Here is a 23484-nt window from a genome sequence, read left to right on the forward strand (position 1 = left end):
CGTCAGGCCAGCACCCAGACCCGGGCACCCTACGCCCGCACGACCGTGAGGAAGCCCGGATGAGCACGCAGCAGGACCAGTCCCGCGCCGCCTCGGAGCCGGTGTCCGAGATGCCCTCCCCCGAGGAGAAGGCGGGCTGGACGGCTGCCCGCAGGCGTGCCGCCGGTATGACGCATCACGACGCGAAGGCGGCGCTCGAGGCCGCGCAGCACGCGGCGAAGAAGGACGCGTCGGCCGATGCGGCCGACGCCGTACGCGCCCGGGCGGAGATCGAGGAGTGGGAACGCATCGTGGAGACGCTGGCGGACCACGCCGGAGCCTACGACCCCGAGGCCGATCCGTTCGTCCAGGGCGAGCTGGCGGGCGAGCAGGACCACGGGGTGGCCCGGTAGGGCCCCGGCCCTACCGGGGGCGCGGGCAGTCCGGGTCGGCCTCGGCGCTCGGCAGCTGATTGTGCCCGTCGCTCCAGTGGTTGACCCATTCGCAGTTCGGGCACGCGTACCTGCCGTTGATGCCCCGCACCTCGGTCCCACACCTGGTGCACTCGGTGCGGGTGATCTCCGGAAGGTGGTAGGTGCTCATGCTGCACCCTATCGCCCGCGGCGAACACCCATCCGGACGGTACTCCCCCACAGTGACCTCGTAGGGTGCGAACCGGCGCGGCGCACAGCGATGAGTTCCGCCCCCGGGAGCCGTCCTACTCATGACCGGATCAGGCCGTGAGGAGCCGTGGTGAGCGACATTCAGAAGCAGGTGCAGCAGCGCATCGACCAGCTCGTGGAATCGGGGGCGGAGCGCGGCGTGCAGGTCGCCGTCCTCCGCCACGGCGAGCCGCTCGTGGACGCGGTGGCAGGCATCGCCGATCCCGCCACCGGGCAGGCGGTGACCGAGCGGACGGTCTTCTACAACTTCTCGATCGGCAAGGCGGCCACCTCGACCGTGGTGCACGTACTCGCCGAGCACGGCGCGTTCGCCTACGACACTCCCGTGGCCGACCTGTGGCCGGAATTCGCGGCTCACGGCAAGGAGAACGTGACCGTCCGGCAGGTCCTGACGCACTCGGCCGGAGTCCCCGGCCTGCCGCTCGACACCACGGCCGAGGACATCTGCGACTGGGACAGGATCTGCGCGAGGATCGCGGATGCCGAGCTGTGGTGGGAGCCGGGTACGGCGGTCGGGTACCACGCCTACACCTTCGGCTACATCCTGGGCGAGGTCGTCCGCCGGGCGACGGGCCACCCCATCTCCCAGGTGCTCCGCGAAGAGGTCACCGGCCCGCTGGGGGTGGCCGACGAGCTGTACTTCGGCATGCCGGCGAGTGAACACGGCCGGCTGGCCCGGCTGGAGGACCAGAAGGGCTCGGCCGACATGATGGCGGGCATGCCGGACGACCTGCCGATGCTCAAGGCGGGCCCGCTGTCCCTGTTCCCGACCGCCGAACTCGGCAACCGCACCGACGTCCTCTCCGCCGACATCCCCGCGGGCGGCAAGACATCGGCCCGCGCGATGGCCCGTGTGTACGCCGCACTGCTGGGAGACGTCCCCGGTGTCACGCTGATCTCCCCGGAACGGCTGCGTGAGGTGACCGCGCCTGCGGCGAGCGGGGTCGACCGGGTCTTCGGCAACGAGTCCTTGTGGGGTCTGGGCTTCGCACTGGGCCTGCCGGGGATGGAGAAGTCGACCCGCAGCGCCTTCGCGATGGGTGGCGCGGGAGGGAGCTTCGCGTACGGGGACACCGAGACGGGGATCGCGTTCGCGATGACGAAGAACCGGCTGACGATGGACTTCAGTGCGGCGACGGATCTGATCCGGGTGGTGAACGAGGGGCTGACGAAGAACTGACACCTGTGCGAGGAAGGAGCGTCAACTGTGCGCAGTACGGCCTCACCCCCGTAATTCCGGGCCTCGTGGCGGGTTCACCGTGCGCCACTCATGCCCGTCGGATACCTTCAATACCTCCCCTCCCGACGCGGGGCGGGGATGATACTCCGACGCGACATGCGTGCGGGCAATTCGGCTGGTTCAAGCGCTACCAACGGCACCACGGTCCAGCATGCTGGGGACCTGTGGTGCCGTTCCGGCTCAAGCCGCTGGCAACGGGAGGCAACGGGTGGTCGCTTCAGTGACAGCGCCCGGCGGCGGGGAGCTGGCGTACGAGGTGTGGGGAGACCCGAAAGGGCACCCCGTCTTTCTCATGCACGGCACACCCGGCAGTCGGCTGGGCCCTCGCCCGCGCACCTTCGACCTGCACAAGCTGGGCATCCGCCTCATCGCATACGACCGCCCCGGCTACGGAGATTCAGAGCGGCACGAAGGGCGCTCGGTGGCGGATGCGGCCAAGGACGTGCTGGCGGTCGCCGAAGCCGTGGGGATCGCGGACAAGTACTCCGTGGTCGGGCGCTCCGGCGGTGGACCGCACGCGCTGGCGTGCGCGGCGCGTACACCCGAGCGGGTGGCGAGTGTCGCCGCGGTCGTCAGTGTCGCTCCACCGGTCGAAGGGTTCGACTGGCTGGCCGGTATGGCGGAGTCCAACGTGTCGACGTACACCTTGATAAAGGACCACCATCCGGATCTGAGCCAACTCGGCAAGGTACTCGCCCGCAGTGCGGAGGACATCCGGAGAAACCCCTCCTCCCTTCTCACCTCACTCAACGAGGAGATGCCGACCGCCGATCGGCTGGTGGTTGCCGACGCCGAGATCCGTCGACTGCTCCTGCGCAACTACCTTTCCGCTGTAGGGGAGTTCGCCGAGGAATCAGCGGACCCTCCGCACCCCACAGGCTGGATCGACGATCTCGTGGCGTTCAGGAAAGCCTGGGGATTCCATCCGCAGAGCATCCCGAAGGATGTCCCGGTCCTCCTCTGGCACGGCGAGCACGATGTGTTCGCTCCCCTGAGCCACTTCCACTGGCTCGCGGACAACATCCCCGGCGCTACCGCCGTACTGCAGCCGTCCGTCGCCCACTTCTCCGCCCTGCCCGCGTTACTTCCGATCCTGGCCTGGGTCCGCGACCACGCGGACCCCGACTTCCAGCGGTAGCACCGCACATCAGATGGGCTGAGGTTCGATCTCCAGACTCGTCGGACGCCAGGCGAGCAGAGCGGAGGCCGCCGGGTGACCCTCGCGCAGTTGCTTCCCCATCTCGATCAGCACGTCCTCGCGCAGGGCTTCGCCACTGCGGTCACCCAGGTCGCGCAGCACGACCGCGAGATTGCCCGCGCACACAAGGGTCCAGGGGTGCATCGACCCCAGGGAATTGTGCTCCCGCAGTTTGTCGAACGTGGACTGGTACGTCGTCCGCGCCGCGTCCCGATCGCCGCAGGCCGCCAGAGCGTTCGCCCAGTTCACCGTGCAGGCCAGCACATGCGGATGGTCGTCGCCCAGCAACTCCCCCCACGTGGCGGCGATCTTCCGCAGGTTCGCCTCGGCCTGGACGGCCGCGCCCGATTCCAGCAGATGCACCGCGTGATTCGCGGCGCAGGCCAGAGTCGAGGGGTGCTCGGGTCCCAGCCGCGTCGTCAGACGGTCCGACACCCTGCCGACGAGTTGCAACGCCTCGTCCTGCCGGCCCAACGCCTTCAGATCGCCGGCCAGACTCATCTCCAGAAGGAGCCGCTCCGTGGACTCCTCCCCCTCCGGACCGGCCGGCATGTGATCCAGCACGTGGCGCGTCCACTGCTCCGCCTCGACCGGCCGGCCCTCATTGCGCAGAGCGCCCGCAAGGCCGGTGACGGTCTTCAGCACGGTCGGCTCTCCCTCGCTGAGTTCGATGTTGCGCAGACACCGCTCGTGGGCCTTCCTCAGCAGGGTGACCGAGGCGCCGTAGTCGCCGCATTCGCGGAGGTCCCGCCCCAGGTTGACCGCCGATTCGATGGTCAGGGGATGGTCCGGCAGAAGAATGACTTCACGTGTTTCGAGGTTCTTGCGGTCCAGTTCACGCGCCCCCGCGTAGTCCCCCGACGCCCGCAGTGCGACGGCCAGGTTGTTGGCGGCTGTCAGCGTCCGCGGGTAGTCCTCGCCGTAGACGTCGACGTATCGCTGATGACTGTCGAGGTCGTGTGTGAGCGCCTCACCGAAGCGCCCCAGCCCTCGCAGGTCCGCGGCAAGACCGCCTTTCGTCATCAGCACATGCTGGTCGTCCGGGTCCCCGAGGACCGCGATCTGTCGTTCCAGCACATGCGAATTCAGCTTCAGCGCTTCCTTGTACCGGCCCTGGGCACGCAGGATGTTGCCGATCTGGAAGCGCATGTGCAGCGTCCACCGCTCGTCCGGATTCCCCGCCGCGCACCAGCCGGCCACACACTCTTCGCTCAGTTCCAGTGCCTGGCGGAGCTCTCCGCGCCGGCGCAGCTGACGCACCCGGTCCACGATCAGTTCACGGATTCCGTAGTCGGGCGTCACCAGGGCCCACGGGGTGCCCAGATGTGGCCAGATGATCCGGTAGCGGTCCCAGGTCTTGGGATTCTCCGGGTCGTCCTTGGCGGGCCGGGCCGCGACCAGGGCGCGGTACACCACCTGGCGAGCGTCTTCCTGCTCCTGCTCGGTCATGCTGTTGCGCATGGAGAGCTGGACGAGGCGGTGCACCTGTACGCTGCGCGCCTTCTGGTCCACTCGGGCGAGCGCGAAGCTGCTGAGCTCCTTGCAGGCGCGCGCGACGTTCGGGACGCGCAGCGCCCTGGTGATCTCCACGCCTTCGAGCAGGTCCATGGAGATGGGCTCGGGACTGAAGTACGAGCACAACTGGAGCAGCCGCGCGGCCGGGGGGTAGTTCTCCCGGAGCTGCTCGATGGCGAAGTCCCACGTACCGCCGGTGGCCTTGGCGAAGTCGGCGACCTGTTCCCCGTCGACGGGCGTCTCGGCACCGAACGTCGGCTTCTGGAGCAGTTTGATGTACTCACGAGCGCCGAGGCCGGTCCGCTTGATACCGGCCGCCGCGCCTTCGACGGCGATCGGCAGATCTCCCAGCGCCTCCGCCACCAGTTCGGCGTCCTCCTGACTGATGTCCGGCAGTCGGCGGCGCAGATGGCTCACGCTCTCGAGGCGGGTGAAGACTCCGACCTCCACCGTCTCCGCGCGACGGTTCCAGCCCTCGGAGCGCTGGCTGGTGACGAGTACGTGCCCTGAACGCCCGTTCCCCAGCACGTCATTGAGCGTCTGGGCGTCGTCGGCGTTGTCCAGGATCAGCAGCCAGCGGTCGTACGGCTCTCCGCGGTCGAGCGCTTCCCGGACCGCTTTCGCTCCGTCACTGGGGTTCTTGAACTTGGGCAGCCCCAACTTCTCACCCATGGCGGCGTACTGCTCCACCGCCAGGTTGCGCTGTTCGGCCTGGATGTGCCAGACGATGTCGTAGTCGCCCTTGTAGCGGTGCGCGAACTCCTGGGCGAGCAGGGTCTTTCCCACCCCTCCCATGCCGCTGAGCAGAATGGTCCGGGTGTTCGTGCGCATCTGCTCCCTGATCTCTTCCAGCAGTTCGGTACGGCCGGTGAAGGAGGCGGTGCGCAGCGGAATGGACTTCACGGGAGGCTCGGCGCCGGGGTACCGGGGCGTGATGCTGTCGGCGCCGGTGAAAGCCCGCGAACGCGGCTCGTCGGGCACTTCGAAGGCATCCAGCAATGCCTGTCGCGCCGGGGCCTCCCCGTCGAAGCGGGTGAAGTCGACGAGGTTGTCGATGAACGGCTTTCCGACGGTCACGTCCTCCACGCGTACGGGTACCAGTGGGCGGCGGTTGCCGAGCCGGTCGGGGGAGAAGACGGATTCCCACGTGGTCCGGAACCGGGAGGAGCGGAGATAGGCCCCCGAGAAGACCGGGAGGGTGTACGACGTGGACTCGACACCGCGCTCGGTCTCGATGCGCAGCTTGGCGCCCTCCTCCGTCCCTTCCTGCGCGAGGTGGACGCGGAAGTCCGCGGACTCCAGCACCGATCTGATCCACTCGGCCCAACTGCGGTCCTGGGGCACGTAACTGATGTAGACGTCGGACGCGTCGAGCGGCCGCCGGCGCGTGAACAGATCCAGATAGCGCTGCCGTGTCCCGTCCCCGAGGTACGGCATGGATGTGACGGCCCCGTCGGAGACGACGGCGGTGAGCCGCTCGTACGAGGAGAGCAGGGACGACGGACTGCCCGGTGCGTCGCGGAAGGGGGCGAGGAGTTCCTCGTAGGAGTACGCCGGCCGGTAGGGAATCTCGACCCTGCCCCAGTAGTCCTGCGGCGGAATGGTGCTGTGCCTGTCCAGGATGCGACTGAACCGATGGCGGTACTGGGCCCGCGCCGCGTCCAGTCGGTCCGACTCGCCGTTGGTGTCCTCCACCCGCATCGGGATGGGAAGAATGCGGATCCGCCGGTGCCCGTACATCGACTCGATGCGTTCGATCACACCCGCCGCGCCCTCGATGCTCTGGGTGCTCGGGGTGAAGCAGGTGACCAGCGTGTGCGGGAGATTGACGGTACAGATGTCGGAGATGTCGCTGAGGCCGGTCCGGCTGTCCACGAGGACGTAGTCGTAGTTCTGGACGAACTCCCGCTTGAGCGCGTCGATGAAATCCGTCGCCAACGGACCGTCGAGGAAGGGCTTCCAGTCGAACTGCGAGTACGCGCTCAGATAGCCCTTGTTCTTCGTCCCCGCCGGCAGGAAGTCCATACGGCCGCTCTGGGGGAACTCCCAGGAGACGGGAATGATGCAGTGGTTGAACCGGGCTTTCTCGGCGACCCATGTCTCATCGAGGTCCATCACCCAGTCGTCGCCCTCCCGGCCGGGGTTCTGGATCTCCCAGCTGCGCTGGTGCTCCCGCACGGTCTGGTTGAACCGGCTGACGAGATCGATGACGCCGGGCGTCGTCAGCAGCATCTCCCTGTCCAGGAACGGATGGAGGAAGCGGTCGAGGCCGGGTGCGTCGAGGTCCCAGTCGACGACGAGAACCCGTTTCCCCGACGAGGCGAGGATCCAGGCGGTGTTGGCCAGAGCCATCGTCCGGCCGGTGCCCCCCTTGTACGAGTAGAAGGTGATGATTCTGCCCGCGTCGTCGTCCGCACCGGTCATCGTCTGGCCTCCGAGCCACCTTCGTCAGTACCGAGACCGTCGGCACCGACGCCCGGCGGTCTCCCCTGCGGTGCACTCCGTGGGGTCGATTGCGGCAGAATGTACCGCAGATAGCGCATGTAGGACGACTCGGCCAACTCCCCGAACCACAGGGCGAAAGCATCGGCTGTGACCAAGCCTCGAACGGCCTCCTGCTCGCCCATTCTGCCCAGGCGGAGGAAACGGGGGAAGGCGGCCTGGACAAGACCTCGGAGCCGTTCGGAATGCTCCTTGGTCTGCGGATCGTCGTCGGCGAAGGCCGTCAGCACGGCGGTCCACGGCCGGTGGGCGGTGTCGAACGTCTGGGCGCGGCGGGCCGCCTCGGGATCCTGGAGCGCCCACGGGTCGACGACGAGGATCCACGGTCCGACAGGCGTGTTCCTGCCCTCCAGTTCGACAAGCGTCTTGTCGAACGACACCACTTCCGGGGCGAAACCCAGATTGCGGGCCAGCTCCTTGACCTGCTCAGCCACCGGACCGCCGGCAACCGGACCGTAGGGGCACCAGTCGGTCTCCTCGGGTCCGTAGCGCGAGGGCTCACGGCCGATCGGGAGACGGTCCTGTGAGGGAGCGAGGACGGTGATGCGCATGGGCGGCCGGGGCGGTGCAGCGGCGAAGGCGTCGGGCATCGCGTTCAGCGTCCGGCGGTCCAGATCAGGGGCCATGGAGACGCCCGTGGCGTACTCGACGATGCGCCGCGCGAGCCGGTCGACCACCGGCTGGGCCGCTTCCTCCTCGAGGTCGAGCAGTTGGTGCAGTCCGTTGGTGGCGTACGCGTCTTCCGCCTCGCCCCCACCTTCCACGATCTCGGGCCGCGCGCTCACCGATCCCGGGACGGACGCGACCGGATACGGCGTCCACAGGACGGGCACGGTGTGCGGCACCGAACCCGATGCGGCCCTGCGGGTGAAGGCCGTCCACTGTCTGCCGCAGGAGGTGTCGGTGAAATACCGCTTCGAGAACAGGGGCACGAACACCTGGCAGCGGGACAGGGCGCGTGCCACCTCGTCCTCACCGCCGTCGTTGCGTTCCACGAAGCCCGCCGCCTCGACGGGAACCCCCGCGAGGTCGGCCACTCGGTCACGCAGCGTCTCGAAGAAGTGGAACACCGGCTTGTCGGGATCGTGTCCGGGGCCCCGCTCGCCGGGGATCCGGGCGTAACTCAAGAAGAAGAGCGGCATCTTACGATCCCTCCTCGAAGACGTTACGGAGGTTGTCGAACAGCGCCGTGTCGCAGGGGTCGAGGCGCGCCTGCTGGGCGACCGTGACGATCGTCTGGGCGATGCCCCAGACGGCTCTCCGGTATCGCACGGTGCGGCCCTCCTTGCGCAGGCCGTACAGACCGTTCTTGAGGTAGTGCTCCCCGAGGTCGGGATGGGCGAACTGGACGGCCTGCACCACCGGCGGAAGGGTGAGGTGCGTGGGGCTCAGCCAGAGAACGGGCACTATCGCGTTCACCGTGTACGGGCGGGTGCGACGCTGCTCGGCCTGTCTGCGCGCGAAGGCGTCCCATTCCCTGCCGCACCACTCGCGGGTGAAGAACCGCGTCGTATAGACCGGCACGAAGACCTGACACACCGACAGGGCCTTTTTGAGATTGAGCTCCCATTCGACCCCGACGCCCAACTGCCGGTCCATGAATCCCGGGGGCGCCTGACCGTCGTGGTCGGTGAGGTGGAGTATGTGCTCGCACAACTCCCGGTGGAAGTCGTCGACGAGCTTGTTCGGGTCGCCGGCGCGGCCGCGCTCGTTCATGGGAGACGGTGTGCGCGCATAGCTCAGGAAGAAGTAGGGGTTCTGATTCCGCTGTCGTGGCGCTGGTGGCGAGCCAACCGGATGGGTCACGGCATCGTCTCCCCCGTCGTCACTGCCGGCCGGGCCGGTCACGAAGGCCGCGCCGCCGGCTCGGCGTCGAAAGAACCATTGGAGCGTGAAATCCCTTGGTGTTGCCAGGGGTTGGGGAAAGTCGGTTGCCGCGCATACCGGTGCACTGGGGTTCAGCGGGCGCACGCCGGGCGCAAACCGGCTCACCCCAGCGCTCACAGAGCGCCGTCGAACACCACCCCTGCCGATGCCATCCCCGTGAGGAGCCGTCGGCCCACGGCGGTGGGCGCGGCGTGTTCCCGCAGGGTGTCGAGTGCACCCGGCACTCCGTCCTGCGCGGCCCTCGCCCGGCGCACGGCGTCGGCCCGGCTCTGCGCGTCCGGGGCTCCACGGGCCCTATGCCGCCAGAAATCGGCCACGGCGAGCCGGGCGTAGGCTTCTCGCAGAATGGCATCGAGCCGCTCCGGAACGGCGCTCCAGGGGACAGCGTGACGATCGTCGCGGTGCCCGAGGACGTCGTACATGACCATCAGGAGGTCCAACTTCGCCTCCTGGAAGGCACGGACAAGAAGCAGCGCGAGCGCCTCGGGCGTCGCCGGCAGAGCCACTCCGGCAGCCCCGAACACCCCGCGCCCGCGCCCCCCGGCAGGGCCGGAGGCGGCGACCGGGGTGAGCGTACGCAGACCGGCGGCGAGCCCTTCGGCCCGGTGCGGCAGTTCGCGACGGAGGATCTGCCAGGCGGCGTGGAAGGCCTCCTGCCACAGCCGGAACTCGGACGCGGTGAGACGGTGCAGAGCCGGTGTCCGCCACTGGTCGCGGTAGGGATCGATGTCGTCGAGCGCCACGCGGAAACCGTCCGTCTCCAGGTGACGCAGCGGCTGCCACCTCACTCCGGAGGGAAGGGCTGCCACCTCCCGGCCGTCGAAGCGCAGGTGCCCCTGCGCGGTCGAGACGGCCACGGCCCGCACGGCGGCGTCGTCGACGACCATCCGACCGAGACCGGGCAGGTGCAGGCTTCCGTCACGGAGCGGAACGCTCAGCGTCAGACTCCCCCCGGTGCGTGCCACTGCCGACAGGGCCACTTCCGCCGGGCGTGCGGGATCCGGCACCTTGCTCTCGTGGACGTCCAGTGCCCATGTCCGGAGATACGGCTGCGACAGCGCCTCGCTCAGCGCGGTCTGCGACAACCCGCGGAGGGCGTCCCAGGCCGCTGCGGGGCGGGGATCCGCACGGTGCGCCGCCTTCAGCAGTGTTCGTCGCAGGTCGAGCTCCACGCCTTCCAGGTCTCGTACGGCCTCCACCGCACCGAAGCCGGCGGCCAGTTCGTCGAAGTGAGCGGGGCTGAGCCGGTGGGTCGGCGCGTTCGCGTCCGCCTGCTGCACATGCCGGATCAGCTTCAGCAGGTCGGCACAGTAGACGGAGGGGTTGTCGAAGCCGCTGTCCCCCGCCCGCGACGGTGTGCGGTAGCGGTGTGCGTACAGGCCCCCGCCGCACACCTCCACCACAGGGCAGGCCCTGCACTGGTCCGAGAGACCGTCCATGCCCTGTCGCTGGGCTCGGACACCCGGATGCGCGGCGGCCTGGTCGAAGCTGTCGGTCGCCACATGGAATCCGGTGTCGGCGGCGCCCTCCGCCACCGTTTTCAGCCAGTCCGCCTGTTCGATCGCGCCGTCCGTCTCCACGACAAGGAGGTCCGAACTGCCCACGCCCAGAGCCTCGATGAGGCTCACTCCCCCTTTGGCCAGCCGGGAGACGGACTCGAACATGCGAATACGAAAGGGCCTGCCGTCGGCCGTCCACCGCTGATGGACGGCGATCAGCCAGTCCGCGTAGTCCGTGCCGCCGTGCGGGCGGGCCGGCGGCCGGTCCCATGTGGCGTGGGGAAGAAGGAAGTCGATCGCCGGCGGTTCCAGGGCGGACAGGGCGCGGTACACCGCGACCGGGTCGTTGGCGACGTCCACGGTGCACAACAGCCCGCCGAAGGCCGTGCGATGGGCCGCCTTGCCGATGCACCGGACCGCCCGCACCACGTCGTCATAGCTTCCGGATCCGTCGCTTCTGATCCGGTGCCGGTCGTTGGACACCCGGTCCCCGTCGAGGGAGATGCCCGTGACGATGCGCTCCTCGGCCAGCATGGCGCAGAAGTCGTCGTCCAGGCGGAGTCCGTTCGTCTGCACGTGCAGGTCGAGCTCCACAGGCCCGAGCCTGTCGCGCAACTCCCGTGCGAAGGACCGGAGTCGACGGGGCCCGGCGAGCAGCGGTTCGCCGCCGTGAAAGACGACGTGCACCTTGGCCAGCGCATGGGTGCGGGCATGCGCCGCTATCCGCTCCGCGGCGAGGGTGAAGGTCGCGTCCGACATCGTGACAGGCCGGCCGCGCCAGCTCTGATCGGCGTGGCGGTACACATAACAGTGGTCGCACGCCAGGTCGCACCGGCTGTGGACCTTGATGACGAACTGGCGGAAGGGCCTGGTCCCCGTGGGCACGTGAGCACACTTCCCGGTCCGGGAGTCGAAGGGAGACTCGGTCTAGATGGCGGACTGGAACGCTTCGGGCTGAGGATCACCGAGCAGGCGCGCCACCAGGGCGTTCTGGGCTTCTTCGGGCACCTGGGGCCATGCCATGTCCCTGCAGTCGGTGAGCTGAGCACGGATGTCCGCGTGCTGCTCGTCGGTGTGCATAAGGCTCTCCTCGGCTGTACGGCTCCGGGCGGCACTTCCATCGTGATGCCCTGAACACTCCCGGACAAGACGCCCACCGGCCAATTCGAACATGCTGTTCAAGGGCCCTTCGGCCGGCCCGGACACGAGCGGGCAGCCGCTGGTCAGCCCTTCGGGCCAAAGGCATGTGACACCGGCGTTGCCCCGCTTCCCGGCCAACCTCAGCCGTCGTCCGTGTGTCCACCGCGCGTCCACCGGAACACATCCGAGCGCCGCGTCACGCGGGCCCGATCACCTCGACACCGCACCCGCCGCCTCCCCGATGGCTCCCGCCAGCAGTCCCGGCGCGTCCCGGTGCGCCGTGTGGCCCTGGCCCGGGAGGGTGATCACGTGGGCGTTCGGGAGCGTCGTCGCAAGATCGGACACACGCTCGTGCAGATGCGCCGGGCTGCGGTCGCCCTGGATCAGCGTGGTCGGCAGGAGGAGTTGCCGGTAGCGGTCGATGCCCTCGCCGAGTGCGTCGATCGCTTCGTTGTCGGTGATCTGGGCCGGAGCGTACGCGGCGAGCGCGTCCCGGGTCGGTGCGTCGGCGAGCATCGCGTCGACCGACTCGGCCGGCATCCCCGCGATGTCGCGCAGGTGGATGCGCATCGCTTCCGCGGGGTCGGACGCGTCGAGTGCGGCGCGGGCGCGGTGGCCCGCCTCTCCCGCCGCCGGGGAGCGGGTGGGCATCGGGGGCTCGTAGGCGATCACGCCGGCGAAGACCGCGGGCGAGCACAGGGCTGTCTCGAGGGCGACCACCCCACCGGAGGAGTGTCCGACCAGGATCAGAGGTCCGTCGAGGAGACCGGCGATGGCGAGCACATCCGCCGTCTCGGTCCGCAGGGAGTGCGTCAGAGGCGGAGTGGACCGCGGTGAGACATAGATCCGCCGGTTGACGCGGACCACCCGGAAGCGTCCGGCGAGGTGGGCCGCCACGCCGTTCCAGGAAGTGGCGGGGCCGCCGCCCGGGTGGATCACCAGCAGGGTGGGTCCTTCGCCCTCGTCGAGCGCGGTGACCGGGACGCCGTCGCCCGATCTCGCGAGAAGGTCGGCCATGCCCACCAGCATGCACCGCGGGCGGAGGGATCAGAGGATGGACGGCGAAGGCGGCAGAAACGCGAGGAGGTGGGTGGTGCTGATTCCGCGCGCCGTGCTGGACGGGATCGTGGAGGGCCGGGTCGATCTGGCGTTCCGTACCTGGCGGACGCCGCGGGTGCGGGCAGGTACCCGGATGCGTACGGCCGTCGGCCTCGTCGAAGTGCTGTCCGTCGAGCCGGTCGAGCCGGCCATGCTGACCGAGCAGGACGCTCTGCGGGCCGGCTCACCCTCGCTCGACTCGCTGCTGTCGTTCCTGAAGGGGCGCGAGGGGACGCCGTACCGCATCGAGGTGCGGCACGCCGGCGCCGATCCGCGCGAGCAGCTGCGCCGCGACGACAAACTCGACGACGCGGCACTGGACGAGCTGCGCCGGCGGCTGGACCGGCTGGACGCCGCCTCCCGGCACGGCGCGTGGACGCTTCGGGTTCTGACCCTGATCGCGGACCACCCGGCGACGAACTCCGCCGAACTCGCACCCCGCGTCGGCCGCGAACGGCTTCCCTTCAAGGCGGACGTCCGCAAGCTGAAGGAACTGGGGCTCACGGAGAGCCTGGACGTCGGCTACCGCCTCTCCCCTCGCGGCCGTGCCGCGCTGGCAGCACTGCGGCCTGGCGGACGGCCCGCACCGCCTGCTCCTGAGGCGCCCTGACCGGACCTGCGTCACGATGGAAAGCGCAGGTCCCGGCTCTGCGTCCGTGTGTCAGGAGTCTTCATGAGTTACCCGGACAGCTATGAACTGGTGTTTCGCGCGTCCACTGTCGAGGACGACGTGGTGATCGTCCGGCGTACCGAGAGAGCGGGCGCGAGCGGCTCCCCGGTGTACGAGGACGACACCGGCATCGTGCGCGCCGAGATCAGCGATCGCGGCGAGGTCCGCATGCTGGCCAGCGGGGGCCACCAGGCGCCAGGCATGCCCGTGACCGTGCGCTCCCTGGGGTCGTGAGCTCCGGGGCCAGGGGGTCGCAGGTGTGGATCCGCTCGGTGCAGAACCCGGAGGAACCGGCGCCGACGCACGGGACGACGCCGGGGCCGGTCCGCCCCGGGCCCGGTCGGCCCGTCGTCGAGCTGTAACGCGGCGCGCACATCACCACCAGGAGGTCTCAGCGCGCGTGCCCGGGCGTGCGCGTCCAGCGGCCGAGAGAGCGACGCTCCGTGCGGAGTGCGGCAGTCGTCATCGAGCAGCTGGGCCCACGGCTCGCGGAGGGTCGTGGCCGGTAGCCGGTTTCCCCCCATGTCGCAGACCGCGCTCTCGGACCTTTTGTGGTGTCGCGCCGTCCCACCATGAGCGGCGACAGCGTGTGCCGCTGCGAATACCCCGACGAACCGGACATGACCCTTGCCGGGAATTCTCCCTGACCTGCGGCGATCTTGTCCGCCCAGACGAAATGTCCGCTCCGGTGGTGAAGAGTCCGTCTCACTGGGCACACGGGCACCGTGAGATCCAAAGGTTGGGACACATCAGCCACCCCGCGGAGAACCCGCCCATGACCATCCGGTACCGCACGGCGCCGCGATCAGGGCCCGAATTGCAGAGGTGATGCGGATGCTCGGCCTGGTGGACGGGACCGGTCTCGGGTGCCGCGTATGGGTACCGCCCCGCGTGTACGCGCCCCAGGAGGACACCTTCCTCCTCGCCGAGGCGCTGGCACGCCACCCGCTGACGCCGGGAGCGAGCGTGCTGGATCTCGGGACCGGAACGGGTGCCCTGGCCCTGGCCGCCGCTCGGCGCGGAGCGACGGTGACCGCCGTCGACCGTGCCCGGCGGGCCGTGGCCACCACCCGCGTCAACGCGGCCCTCGCGGGATTGCGGGTCGAGGTGCTGCGCGGCGATCTGCTGGAGCCCGTCGCGCACCGCCGGTTCGATGTCGTCCTCAGCAATCCGCCGTACGTCCCGGCGCCCGAGCCGGGCCTGCCCAGCCGCGGGCCCTCGCTCGCCTGGGACGCCGGCCGCAGCGGCCGGGCGCTGGTGGACCGGATCTGCGACGGCGCGGCGGGCGTGCTGCGCCCCGGCGGTGTGCTGCTGATGGTGCACTCCGCCCTGTGTGGTGTCACACCGACCCTGGACCGCCTGAGCCGGGCCGGTCTGCGCGCGACGGTGGAGGACCGCCGTTACGTGCCCTTCGGACCGGTGCTGAGTTCGCGGAGGCCGTGGCTGGAGACGCAGGGACTGATCGGGCCCGGTGAGGAGAAGGAAGAGCTCGTGGTCTTCCGTGCCGAACGCGCCGAGGAGGGCGGGAAGTGACAGCCATGCGGACCACCGGACAGGCTTCCGGGCCGACGGAGGAACAGGCCCCCGACATGACCGGCGGCCGGCGTCCGACCGGCCCCGTCGTCCCGGAGCCCCGAGGCGAACTGTCCTCCGCCGTCGCGACCGCCCTGCGCTGCCCGCCCGGTACGCCGCTTCCCCCGGCCGACGCGGTCGCGCGCGCGGAACCGTACGGCGACGATCTTCAGCTCGCCCTCCACCTCTGCTACGAGCTCCACTACCGGGGTTTCTCGGGCGTCGACCCGACGTGGGAGTGGGATCCCGAGCTGCTGCGGCTGCGCGGCGCGCTGGAGCAGCGCTTCCTGACCGCCCTCCGTGCCGATGTACCGCGGCGCGAGAGCGTGACGGAGGCGCTGGAGGAGATCCTGGTCGAGCCGGTCGACGGCGCCGGGACCTCGCACTATCTGAAGGACGAGGGCGAGGTGTGGCAGCTGCGGGAGTACGCGGCCCATCGCTCGCTCTACCACCTCAAGGAGGCCGACCCGCATGCCTGGGTCATCCCCCGACTGTGGGGCAGGGCGAAGGCGGCCATGGTCGCGGTGGAGTACGACGAGTTCGGTGCCGGGCGCGCGGAGCGGGTGCACGCCCGACTGTTCGCGGACCTGATGGCGGATCTCCGCCTGGACACGGCCTACGGGCACTATGCCGACGCCGCGGCCTCCGAGATGCTGACGCTCGCCAACCTGATGTCCCTGTTCGGCCTGCACCGAGCTCTGCGAGGGGCGCTGGTGGGGCACTTCGCGGCTGTCGAGGTGACTTCGTCACCCGGCTCCCGCCGTATGGCTGCCGCGATGCGGCGGCTGGAGGCCGGGCCGGCGGCCGTCCACTTCTACGCGGAGCACGTGGAGGCCGACGCCGTGCACGAGCAGGTGGTGAGGCGTGAGGTCATCGCGGGGCTCCTCGAGGAGGAACCGTGGCTGGAGCCGGATGTGGTCTTCGGCATCGACGCGACGGAGTGGGCGGAAGCCAGGCTGGGCGACCGGCTGCTGACGTCGTGGCGGAGGGGTGAATCGAGCCTGAGGAAGCCCCTGTGAGGCCGGTGGCGGGGCCGAGGACCCCGCCACCTGTCAGGCTCTCGGCTCGACCCCTCAGCGCGGCCGGCTCGTGACCGTGAACAGTGCCCCGTCCGGGTCCAGCAGTGTCGTCTCCGTGCCGTAGGGCGCCGGCCCCTCCCGCAGTACGCACCCACCGTGGCGGATGGCCGCCGCCGTGGTCGCGGCGACGTCGCGCACCGGGAAGTGGACGTGCCAACGGGGCTGGATCAGCGGGTCGGGGGCGGTGTCGACCGCGCCCGAGCTGAGCCGGGCGAGGACGTGCCCGTGCTGGCTCAGTACGACCTCGTCCTGCCGGTAGTCGACATCGCAGCAGCCCGGCTGGTCACAGGCCCATTCGAGGACCTCGCCGTAGAAGATCGCGGCGTCGAACGCGTTGCGGGTCCGCAGTCGCAGCCAGACCGGTGCGTTCTTGCGCCAGGCCTGCCAGTCGGAGACCAGCTGGCCCTCCCAGATCCCGAAGACGGCGCCGTCACGGTCGGCCGCGAGGGCGCCGCGGCCCACCGGGAAACGCAGCGGCCCGACGGCGACCGTGGCACTGCGCTCGCGAATGCGGGCGGCGGTCTCGTCCACGTCGGCGACGGCGAAGTACGGCGTCCAGGCCACGGGCATGCGCAGGGCGGGGGCCAGCGCTCCGATGCCCGCGACGGGCGTTCCCTCGTAGAGCGCGAGGCTGAAGTCGTCACCCAGTCGGGCCCGCCGGAATTCCCACCCGAGGACCGCGCCGTAGAAGGCCTGGGCGGCCGGCAGGTCGCGCGCCATGAGGGTGATCCAGCAGGGCGCGCCGAACACCTCGCGGCTGGTGGTAACGCCTGGGGCCGTCTGCGTAGTCGTCGGCTTTTTGTCCATCACGCTGGGTGTCCAGGGATCGAGGCGGGCAGTCGTCAGCCGATGGGTACCCGGATCGGGGCGATCCATCCGGGAGGTCACCGAAACGACGGGGCCGGGCAGCACCGCGAGACCCTTGCCGGCGCCTTTCCGGGGGCCGGAGCCCTGCTGGACGGCCGGACCCCACGCCCTTCGCTCAGCCGATTTTCTGGGGCCCGGCAGGTGGGTGCGCGCCCGGGACCGGGACCGGGCGCCGCGTTCCGAGGAGCAGCCCCTGCGGCCCGAGCACCGGAGCACCTGAGCTGCGGACTCACGTCGAGGCCCGGCGGGCGTCGGGGCTGGCGGGGAACGGCTGACGCCCCATGAGCTCGGCCGCAACAGGAACCAGGGACAGAGGCCCGCCCCGGCGGGCGGCGGCGCGACACCGACGAGTCCGGCGGCTCCTTCGGCAGCGGCGGACTGGGCAACGGAAGCCTCGGCGGGCCAGCAGCCCGGCACCCGGCAGGCCGGGGAACTCCCCCTGTCGCGTCAGGGAGTTCACGACAAGGGCTCTCGCGCAGCGGCGGACAACAGCAGACGGGGCGTGGTGATCCACAGCCCCGTCCCGTGCCCTCAGGACCGCGTGGTGCCGGTGCGTCAGCTCTCGTGCGCCGACGTCTCGACAGGCGCTGCGCGCCGCGTCGCGAGTCGTCGCGCGCCCCAGCGGCAGGCCAGTTGGAGCAGGCAGACCGCGGTGAGCACCCACACGCCGGAAAAGACCCACAGCAGAGCGGGAGTTGAACTGACGGCGGCCATCACGAACAACATCGCCGCCACGGCGGACAGCACTGTTGCCAGGGTCGCCAACCGGAGTACGCGGAACGAGCCGAAGGCTCCTCCCACGGGTGCCGTCGGGCGCATGGTCCTCAGTCGGCGGTCCAGGGCCTCGTCGGTGCGCAGCTCACGCTCGATCTCAGCCAGGATCACCCGCTCGGGCTCCGAAAGTCCGGCTCCGTCCATGACTGGCGCCTCCCTACGCTCGCAGAAGACATCTCAGGGTCCAGTCGTCTCCCCGGACGATGTTCCCCAGCGTCGGGTGCCGGCCCGGCCGACGGTCATGGCGGGCACCTTCTCTTCAAGTGTGCGCGACAACCGGCGGATTCGCTGGCCCACTGCCGGAATTTGTCTCACTGCGCATACCCGGTGGGGGAAGCTTCAGTCGGGCGCGGGGCGGCGAGGTCGTACAGAAGCAGCTGCACGTCCGCCACGAGTCCGCCGATCGCCGTCGCGGTCTCGGTGTCGTGACCGTGCAGACCGCGTTTGAGGTCCGCCAGGGCGTCCCAGGCGCTCCGCACCGCGGTCTCGCGCCGCGAGGCGGTGTGCGGGCCCGGTTCGGTCAGCGCCTCCTCGTCCGCCTCGCACACATCGGCCACCGCGCTCAGCAGCTCCCGCAGGCTCACGAGTACGGGATCGGGCGGTGCGGCAAGCCTGCGGTCCTCGCCGGCCGTGTCGACGAGCATGCCGGTGATCGACATCAGACGGTCGGCGACGCGCTGCCACAGGGCGTCCCACTCGCTCGACGGCAGAGCGGGCGCCGAGCGCCGCATCCGGTATCCGGGGTTGAAGCGGTAGCTCTCGCGGGTCCAGGTCCGCGCGTTGCGCAGGTCGTCCTGGAGGCGGATCAGTCGCTGGGCCCGTTCGTACCACCGCTCGGCGCTGTGCCGGTCGTAGCCGCGCTCGACATCTTCCGCCATGGTGCGCAGCAGCTCGGCGCTGTCGCGGGGCAGCCGATGGAGGCAGTCGCGTACGTCGCGGAGGTGCACCGGCGGCAGGATCAGCGCGTTCACCCCGATGCCGATGAGCGCTCCGACCAGCGATTCGAGCAGCCGGTGCCAGATGTCGGAGCTGGAGTACGAGCCGTAGGCGAGGACGAACAGCACGGTCGTCGAGGCGTACACGCCCTGCTCGCCGAAGCGTGCGTAGGTGCCGATGAGCACCGCGATCGGCAGGGCTATGGCCATCGCCACCGTCGTGTTGCCGGTCAGGGACGCCGCACCGGCCGCCAGGAGTGTGCCGAGACCGATGAGGATCATCTGCTGGAGTCCGGCGCGCAGCGACCGGTAGACCGTGCTCTGGACGAGCACCACCGCACTCCACGGGGCCATCAACGCCATCGGCGCGTCCCACCACCAGCCGACGAGCGCCCAGGCGAGCAGGGCGGCGCCCGCCGCTTTGAGTGCCTGGACGGTCACATCTCGTTCGGGCCCCGGACCGGTCAGGGCCCGGTGCACGGAGCCCCGCACCTCCGACGCCTCCCAAGCCGCTCTGCGCCACCAGCTCATCGTCACTACGCGCCACAACTTCCGTCGGTCGGTGATCTCGACAGTGACCGGGTTTCCGCCCGGCAGGCGATGAATCCTCCGCTCCTCGGTCCCACTCCTCGACCCGGCGTCGCGCTGCGTCCGTTGACAGACAGAAGTGTGAGTGATTGAGTACTCACATGAAGCCGGAACGCACTCGCCAGTTGTCCACCGCCGACGAACGCCGCGAGACGGTGCTGCGCACCGCCATCGGAGCCTTCGCCTCGCGGGGGTACTTCGGCACCACGACCACCGAGGTGGCCAAGCGGGCCGGCATCTCCCAGGCGTACGTGTACCGGCTCTTCCCGAACAAGGAGTCACTGTTCGTCGCCGTGGTCGAGCACTGTTTCGTCCGCATCCGGCAGAGCCTGGAAGGGGGCGCGGCCGCGGCGCCGGGCAGTTCGTCCGACGTGGTGCTGTCCTCGATGGCCGAGGCGTACGCACAGCTGATCGCCGACCAGGACCTGCTGTTGCTCCAGCTCCACGCACAGGCGGCGTCGGCTTCCGAGCCCGCCGTGCGCGAGGCCGTCCGCGCGGGTTACGCGCGGCTGGTGGAGTACGTGCGCGGGGCGTCCGGCGGCGACGACGGTCAGGTCCAGGAGTTCTTCGCCCGGGGCATGCTGTGCCATCTCGTGGTCTCCATGGGCGCGCAGGAGATCGACGCGCCCTGGACGCGGACCCTCGCGGCGGGCATCAGGCACCCGTGATCCGACGACGGGGCTGATCAACCGGGCCCCTCCCCCTCCCCTGACGTCGCGAAGTCCGGCGCGCACGCAGCATTGAGCACTCAGCCCTCAGCACGGCCAGACAGTGAGTGGTCAACCACACATACAACCACCCGAGGAGCCCGTCATGCCGGTCACGGCAGAGAGCACGGAAGAGAGCACCGCCCTCACCACGCGGCAGCGCCGGGCGACCCTGGCGGTGCTGGCCGCGGCCCAGTTCACCGTGGTGCTCAGCACGTCGATCGTCAACGTCGCCCTGCCCGCCGTCCGTGACGGTGTCCAGCTGACCGACTCGGGGATGTCGTGGGTCGTCAACGCCTACGGCCTGGCCTTCGGCGCCCTGCTCCTGCTGGGCGGCCGCGCCGCCGATCTGCTGAACCGCCGGACGGTCCTCCTCGGAGGTCTGGCCGTCTTCGGCGCGGCCTCACTCGCGGCCGGCCTGGCGAGTACTCCCTGGCTCCTCATCACGGCCCGGGCGGCTCAGGGAGTCGGCGCGGCCGCGATGGCGCCGGCCGCGTTGTCGCTGCTGCTCGTGGTGTTCCCGCCCGGCGATCGGCGCGGCAGGGCCCTCGCGGTCTGGGGCGCGGTGTCCGGCGCGGGCGGAGCCGCCGGGGTGGTGCTCGGTGGTGTGCTCACCCAAACCCTTGGCTGGCGCTCGGTCTTCTTCGTGACCGTGCCCATCGCGGCCGCCGTCACGGCCGGCGTCGGTTTCGTGGTGCCGCGTACGTCCACCGAGCGTCCCCGAGCGCGGCTGGACCTGATGGGCGCGCTCACCGTCACCGCAGGACTGGTCGCCGTCGTGTACGCGCTGGCCTCGGCCGGGCGTACGGGCTGGGCGGACCGAGGGGTCGTGGTCCCGCTGATCGCGGGCGGAATCCTGCTGGTGGTGTTCGTCGCCGTGGAACGCCGGCACCCTGAACCACTGCTCCCGCTGCGCGTCTTCACCGTCCCCGGACTCGGGGCCGCGCAGGCGGCGATGGCTCTGCTCGGCGCCGTGTGGGTCGGACTCTTCTTCTTTCTCCCCCTCTACCAGCAGCAGGTTCTCGGTGACTCACCTCTGAGGGCCGGACTGACCCAGATACCGCTGGCCGCGGCGAACATGCTCGGTTCGTTCCTCGCCCCGCGCCTGGAGCGCCGGACGGGACGGCGGATCACGACCGCCACCGGCCTGGTCCTGTCGGCGGCCGGCCTGCTGTGGCTCGGGCAGGCGTCGGCGGGCGGCACCTTCACCGGGGACGTCCTCGGCCCCTCGATCGTCGTCGGCACCGGACTGGGCATCGCCTTCGTCCAGCTCACCGGTGCGGGCGTCGCGGGGGTCCGGCCCGCGGACTCGGGGGTGGCCGGCGGACTGGTCAACACCACCCGGCAAATCGGCGGCGCCGTCGGACTCGCCGTCCTCAGCACCCTCGCGGCGTCCCGTACCGCTTCGGCGCAGCACACCCACGACCCGGTCGCGGCCCTCAACGAGGGCTACCGCACCGCCTTTCTCGTATCGGCGGCCGTGATCGCCACCGCTCTCGTCCTGGTGCTGATCACCTCACGCCGCGGCTCGTCAGCTCGCCCCTCCACACCGGCTCCCGAAGGAGACACCGTCATGACCGAGAACGTCACCGTCGACACCGAGGCCCCCGTCGTCGTACGCCGCGACATCACCATCGACGCCCCGATCGCCGAGGTGTGGCGTCTGCACACCGACATCGACGCCTGGTCGGGCTGGAACCCGGACATCACCCGCGCCGCGCTCGACGGGCCGCTCGCCAAGGGCGCGGAGTTGCGCTGGCACACCCACGGCCTCGACATCACCTCGACGGTCCGCCACCTCGTCCCCGGTGAGCGCATCGCATGGGGCGGCCCCGCCCACGGCATCGACGGAATCCATGTGTGGACCTTCGAGGAGACCGAGGGCGGAGTGCGCGTCCACACGGTCGAGTCCTGGAGCGGCGAGCCGATCGACGCCCGGCCCGAGGAGATGCGCGCCGCACTCGAAGCCTCGCTCACCGCCTGGCTCCAGCACCTCAAGGAGACCGCCGAGCGGTCCGCCGCCCGTCGCTGAACCACCCACCGACAAAGCACGACTCGACTCGCCTCGCCTCGCCTCAACTCGCCAGAAGGAGACATCCCCATGAGCACGACGTACCTCACCGGCCACTACACCCCTGTCGTCGACGAACTCACCTCGTCGAAGCTCGTGGTCGAGGGCACGCTGCCGCCCGAGCTCAGCGGACGGCTCATCCGCAACAGTCACAACCCCAAGCCCGGTGTGACGCCCACCCATTGGTTCAAGGGCAGCGGTATGGTCCACGGCCTGCGGCTGCGCGACGGCAAGGCCGAGTGGTACCGCAACCGGTGGGTCCACACACCTGCCCTGGACGGCGCCCCCTATATGACCGACCGGGGCCCGGACCTCACCGCGAGCACCGCGGGTACCCATGTGATCGAGCACGCCGGCCGGTTGCTGGCCCTGTGCGAGTCGAACCTGCCCTTTGAACTGACACCGGGCCTGGACACGGTGGGAGCGTACGACTTCGGCGGAAAGCTGACGACGGCCATGACCGCCCACCCCAAGGAGGACCCGCTCACCGGCGAGCTGCACTTCTTCGGTTCCTCCCCCTTCCCGCCGTTTCTGACCTACCACGTGGCATCGGCGAAGGGCGACATCCTCTTCAGCTCCGAAGTCCCGGGCGCGACCGCCGCGTTGAAGCACGACTTCGCCATCACGACGAACCACGTGGTGTTCCTGGAGATGTCCGTGACCTTCGACCCGGACGAGCACTCGGGCATCCCCTACGGCTGGAGCGACGCGCAGCAGCCCCGGATCGGCGTCATGCCGCGCGGAGCCGGCGGAGCGGCCAGGACGACCTGGTTCGACATAGCGCCCGGCTGTGCGCTGCACCTCGCGAACGCGTACGAGGACGAGCGGGGCCGGATCGTGGTGGAAGGACCGTGCGTCGACCGCTCGGGCTGGCGCCGGTCGTGGAACTTCTGGACGGGCAGGACCGACGAGCCCGGTGCGGAGTCCGCCGCGGGCTCCCATCTGCGGCGCTGGACGGTCGATCCGGTGGCGAAGCGGGTCACGGAGGAGCAGATCGACGATCTGGTCGTGGAGTTCCCGACCATCAACGACGACTTCACGGGCCGAGAGCACCGCTTCCACTACGCCGTCTCGTTCCCGGACGACCACGGCATCGGCAACCACGGTGTGGTGAAGTACGACCGGATGACGGGCGCCCGGCAGATCCACCACGTGGGAACCGGCCAGTTGCCCAGTGAAGCGGTCTTCGTGCCCGTGGCCGGCGCGCCCGACGCCGACGAGGACGGCGGTTATCTCCTCACCGTCGTCAGCGACTTGAACCGCGACGCCTCCAGGCTGCTCGTGCTCGACGCCTCGGACGTCGCCGGCGCGCCGGTGGCCACCGTGCATCTGCCCCGGCGGGTGCCCGCGACCATCCACGGCTCATGGGTGCCGGACGGCGACACCGACGGCTGACCGCTGACGGCTGACGGCTGACGGCTGACGGCTGACAGTTGACGGCCCGGTGAGCCCCATGTCCCGGGTCCGGCGATCGCCGGAC

At 70.2% G+C, this 23484-nt stretch carries 20 protein-coding genes; 10 read left to right on the top strand and 10 right to left on the bottom strand.

Annotated features, from left to right (window positions below; genetic code table 11):
- The first annotated feature begins 59 nt into the window (after nucleotides 1-59).
- On the top strand, nucleotides 60-392 hold the full coding sequence (locus ACFWU3_RS21805; protein ID WP_384439944.1) for a hypothetical protein: 333 nt from the start codon (nucleotides 60-62) through the stop codon (nucleotides 390-392).
- A 10-nt stretch (nucleotides 393-402) separates the two neighbouring features.
- On the opposite strand, the gene ACFWU3_RS21810 is transcribed toward ACFWU3_RS21805, so the two are convergent.
- Nucleotides 403-582: a hypothetical protein gene (locus ACFWU3_RS21810; RefSeq protein ID WP_384439947.1), complete on the bottom strand. Its 180-nt coding sequence runs from the start codon at nucleotides 580-582 to the stop codon at nucleotides 403-405.
- 150 nt (nucleotides 583-732) lie between these two features.
- Here ACFWU3_RS21810 and ACFWU3_RS21815 point away from each other — a divergent pair, with 150 nt between their 5' ends.
- Nucleotides 733-1842 carry a serine hydrolase domain-containing protein gene (locus ACFWU3_RS21815; protein ID WP_384439950.1) on the top strand — a complete coding sequence of 370 codons (1110 nt, stop codon included), beginning with the start codon at nucleotides 733-735 and terminating at the stop codon, nucleotides 1840-1842.
- Nucleotides 1843-2110: 268 nt separating this feature from the next.
- Entirely contained in the window at nucleotides 2111-3040 is a 930-nt protein-coding gene (locus tag ACFWU3_RS21820; protein WP_384439953.1) for an alpha/beta fold hydrolase, read from the top strand.
- A 9-nt stretch (nucleotides 3041-3049) separates the two neighbouring features.
- Here the strand turns inward: ACFWU3_RS21820 and fxsT are convergent, their stop codons facing one another.
- The 6 genes from fxsT to ACFWU3_RS21850 all read right to left on the bottom strand — a co-directional run bounded on the left by fxsT (nucleotide 3050) and on the right by ACFWU3_RS21850 (nucleotide 12660).
- The gene (fxsT, locus tag ACFWU3_RS21825) at nucleotides 3050-7039 is read right to left on the bottom strand and encodes an FxSxx-COOH system tetratricopeptide repeat protein (protein WP_384439956.1); all 3990 of its coding nucleotides are present in this window, start codon (nucleotides 7037-7039) and stop codon (nucleotides 3050-3052) included.
- Nucleotides 7036-8259 (bottom strand): FxsC protein, encoded by a 1224-nt coding sequence (gene fsxC, locus ACFWU3_RS21830; protein ID WP_384439958.1) that lies wholly within the window; start codon nucleotides 8257-8259, stop codon nucleotides 7036-7038. The genes fxsT and fsxC overlap by 4 nt, the downstream gene beginning before the upstream one ends.
- 1 nt (nucleotide 8260) lies before the next feature.
- Complete coding sequence (locus tag ACFWU3_RS21835; RefSeq protein ID WP_384439961.1) at nucleotides 8261-8965, bottom strand: TIR-like protein FxsC; 705 nt, start codon at nucleotides 8963-8965, stop codon at nucleotides 8261-8263.
- Between the two features lie 152 nt (nucleotides 8966-9117).
- Nucleotides 9118-11388, bottom strand: coding sequence for an FxsB family cyclophane-forming radical SAM/SPASM peptide maturase (locus ACFWU3_RS21840; protein WP_384439964.1), 2271 nt, complete (start codon nucleotides 11386-11388; stop codon nucleotides 9118-9120).
- A gap of 42 nt (nucleotides 11389-11430) precedes the next feature.
- On the bottom strand, nucleotides 11431-11583 hold the full coding sequence (locus ACFWU3_RS21845) for a hypothetical protein (RefSeq protein WP_384439967.1): 153 nt from the start codon (nucleotides 11581-11583) through the stop codon (nucleotides 11431-11433).
- A 270-nt stretch (nucleotides 11584-11853) separates the two neighbouring features.
- Nucleotides 11854-12660, bottom strand: coding sequence for an alpha/beta fold hydrolase (locus ACFWU3_RS21850; protein ID WP_384439970.1), 807 nt, complete (start codon nucleotides 12658-12660; stop codon nucleotides 11854-11856).
- 76 nt (nucleotides 12661-12736) lie between these two features.
- On the opposite strand from ACFWU3_RS21850, the gene ACFWU3_RS21855 reads away from it, so the two are divergent.
- From ACFWU3_RS21855 to ACFWU3_RS21870, 4 genes are all read left to right on the top strand, one after another.
- Entirely contained in the window at nucleotides 12737-13351 is a 615-nt protein-coding gene (locus ACFWU3_RS21855; protein ID WP_384439973.1) for a hypothetical protein, read from the top strand.
- Between the two features lie 63 nt (nucleotides 13352-13414).
- Nucleotides 13415-13645 carry a DUF6296 family protein gene (locus tag ACFWU3_RS21860; protein ID WP_313942577.1) on the top strand — a complete coding sequence of 77 codons (231 nt, stop codon included), beginning with the start codon at nucleotides 13415-13417 and terminating at the stop codon, nucleotides 13643-13645.
- A 600-nt stretch (nucleotides 13646-14245) separates the two neighbouring features.
- Nucleotides 14246-14944, top strand: coding sequence for a HemK2/MTQ2 family protein methyltransferase (locus ACFWU3_RS21865; protein WP_384439976.1), 699 nt, complete (start codon nucleotides 14246-14248; stop codon nucleotides 14942-14944).
- A 56-nt stretch (nucleotides 14945-15000) separates the two neighbouring features.
- Complete coding sequence (locus ACFWU3_RS21870) at nucleotides 15001-16002, top strand: iron-containing redox enzyme family protein (protein WP_384440065.1); 1002 nt, start codon at nucleotides 15001-15003, stop codon at nucleotides 16000-16002.
- 54 nt (nucleotides 16003-16056) lie between these two features.
- On the opposite strand, the gene ACFWU3_RS21875 is transcribed toward ACFWU3_RS21870, so the two are convergent.
- From ACFWU3_RS21875 to ACFWU3_RS21885, 3 genes are all read right to left on the bottom strand, one after another.
- Nucleotides 16057-16869, bottom strand: a complete 813-nt coding sequence (locus ACFWU3_RS21875) for a VOC family protein (protein WP_384439979.1) — start codon at nucleotides 16867-16869, stop codon at nucleotides 16057-16059.
- Nucleotides 16870-17484: 615 nt separating this feature from the next.
- On the bottom strand, nucleotides 17485-17847 hold the full coding sequence (locus ACFWU3_RS21880) for a DUF3040 domain-containing protein (protein WP_384439982.1): 363 nt from the start codon (nucleotides 17845-17847) through the stop codon (nucleotides 17485-17487).
- 167 nt (nucleotides 17848-18014) lie between these two features.
- Entirely contained in the window at nucleotides 18015-19079 is a 1065-nt protein-coding gene (locus tag ACFWU3_RS21885) for an aromatic acid exporter family protein (protein ID WP_384439984.1), read from the bottom strand.
- A 248-nt stretch (nucleotides 19080-19327) separates the two neighbouring features.
- Here ACFWU3_RS21885 and ACFWU3_RS21890 point away from each other — a divergent pair, with 248 nt between their 5' ends.
- The 3 genes from ACFWU3_RS21890 to ACFWU3_RS21900 all read left to right on the top strand — a co-directional run bounded on the left by ACFWU3_RS21890 (nucleotide 19328) and on the right by ACFWU3_RS21900 (nucleotide 23399).
- On the top strand, nucleotides 19328-19894 hold the full coding sequence (locus ACFWU3_RS21890; RefSeq protein ID WP_384439987.1) for a TetR/AcrR family transcriptional regulator: 567 nt from the start codon (nucleotides 19328-19330) through the stop codon (nucleotides 19892-19894).
- A gap of 145 nt (nucleotides 19895-20039) precedes the next feature.
- A complete protein-coding gene (locus ACFWU3_RS21895; protein ID WP_384439991.1) occupies nucleotides 20040-21965 on the top strand; it encodes a DHA2 family efflux MFS transporter permease subunit in 1926 nt (641 codons plus the stop codon).
- Nucleotides 21966-22034: 69 nt separating this feature from the next.
- Nucleotides 22035-23399, top strand: a complete 1365-nt coding sequence (locus ACFWU3_RS21900) for a carotenoid oxygenase family protein (RefSeq protein WP_384439994.1) — start codon at nucleotides 22035-22037, stop codon at nucleotides 23397-23399.
- The last annotated feature ends 85 nt before the right edge of the window (nucleotides 23400-23484 follow it).

It is taken from the genome of Streptomyces sp. NPDC058685 (assembly GCF_042714725.1).
Lineage (GTDB): Bacteria > Actinomycetota > Actinomycetes > Streptomycetales > Streptomycetaceae > Streptomyces.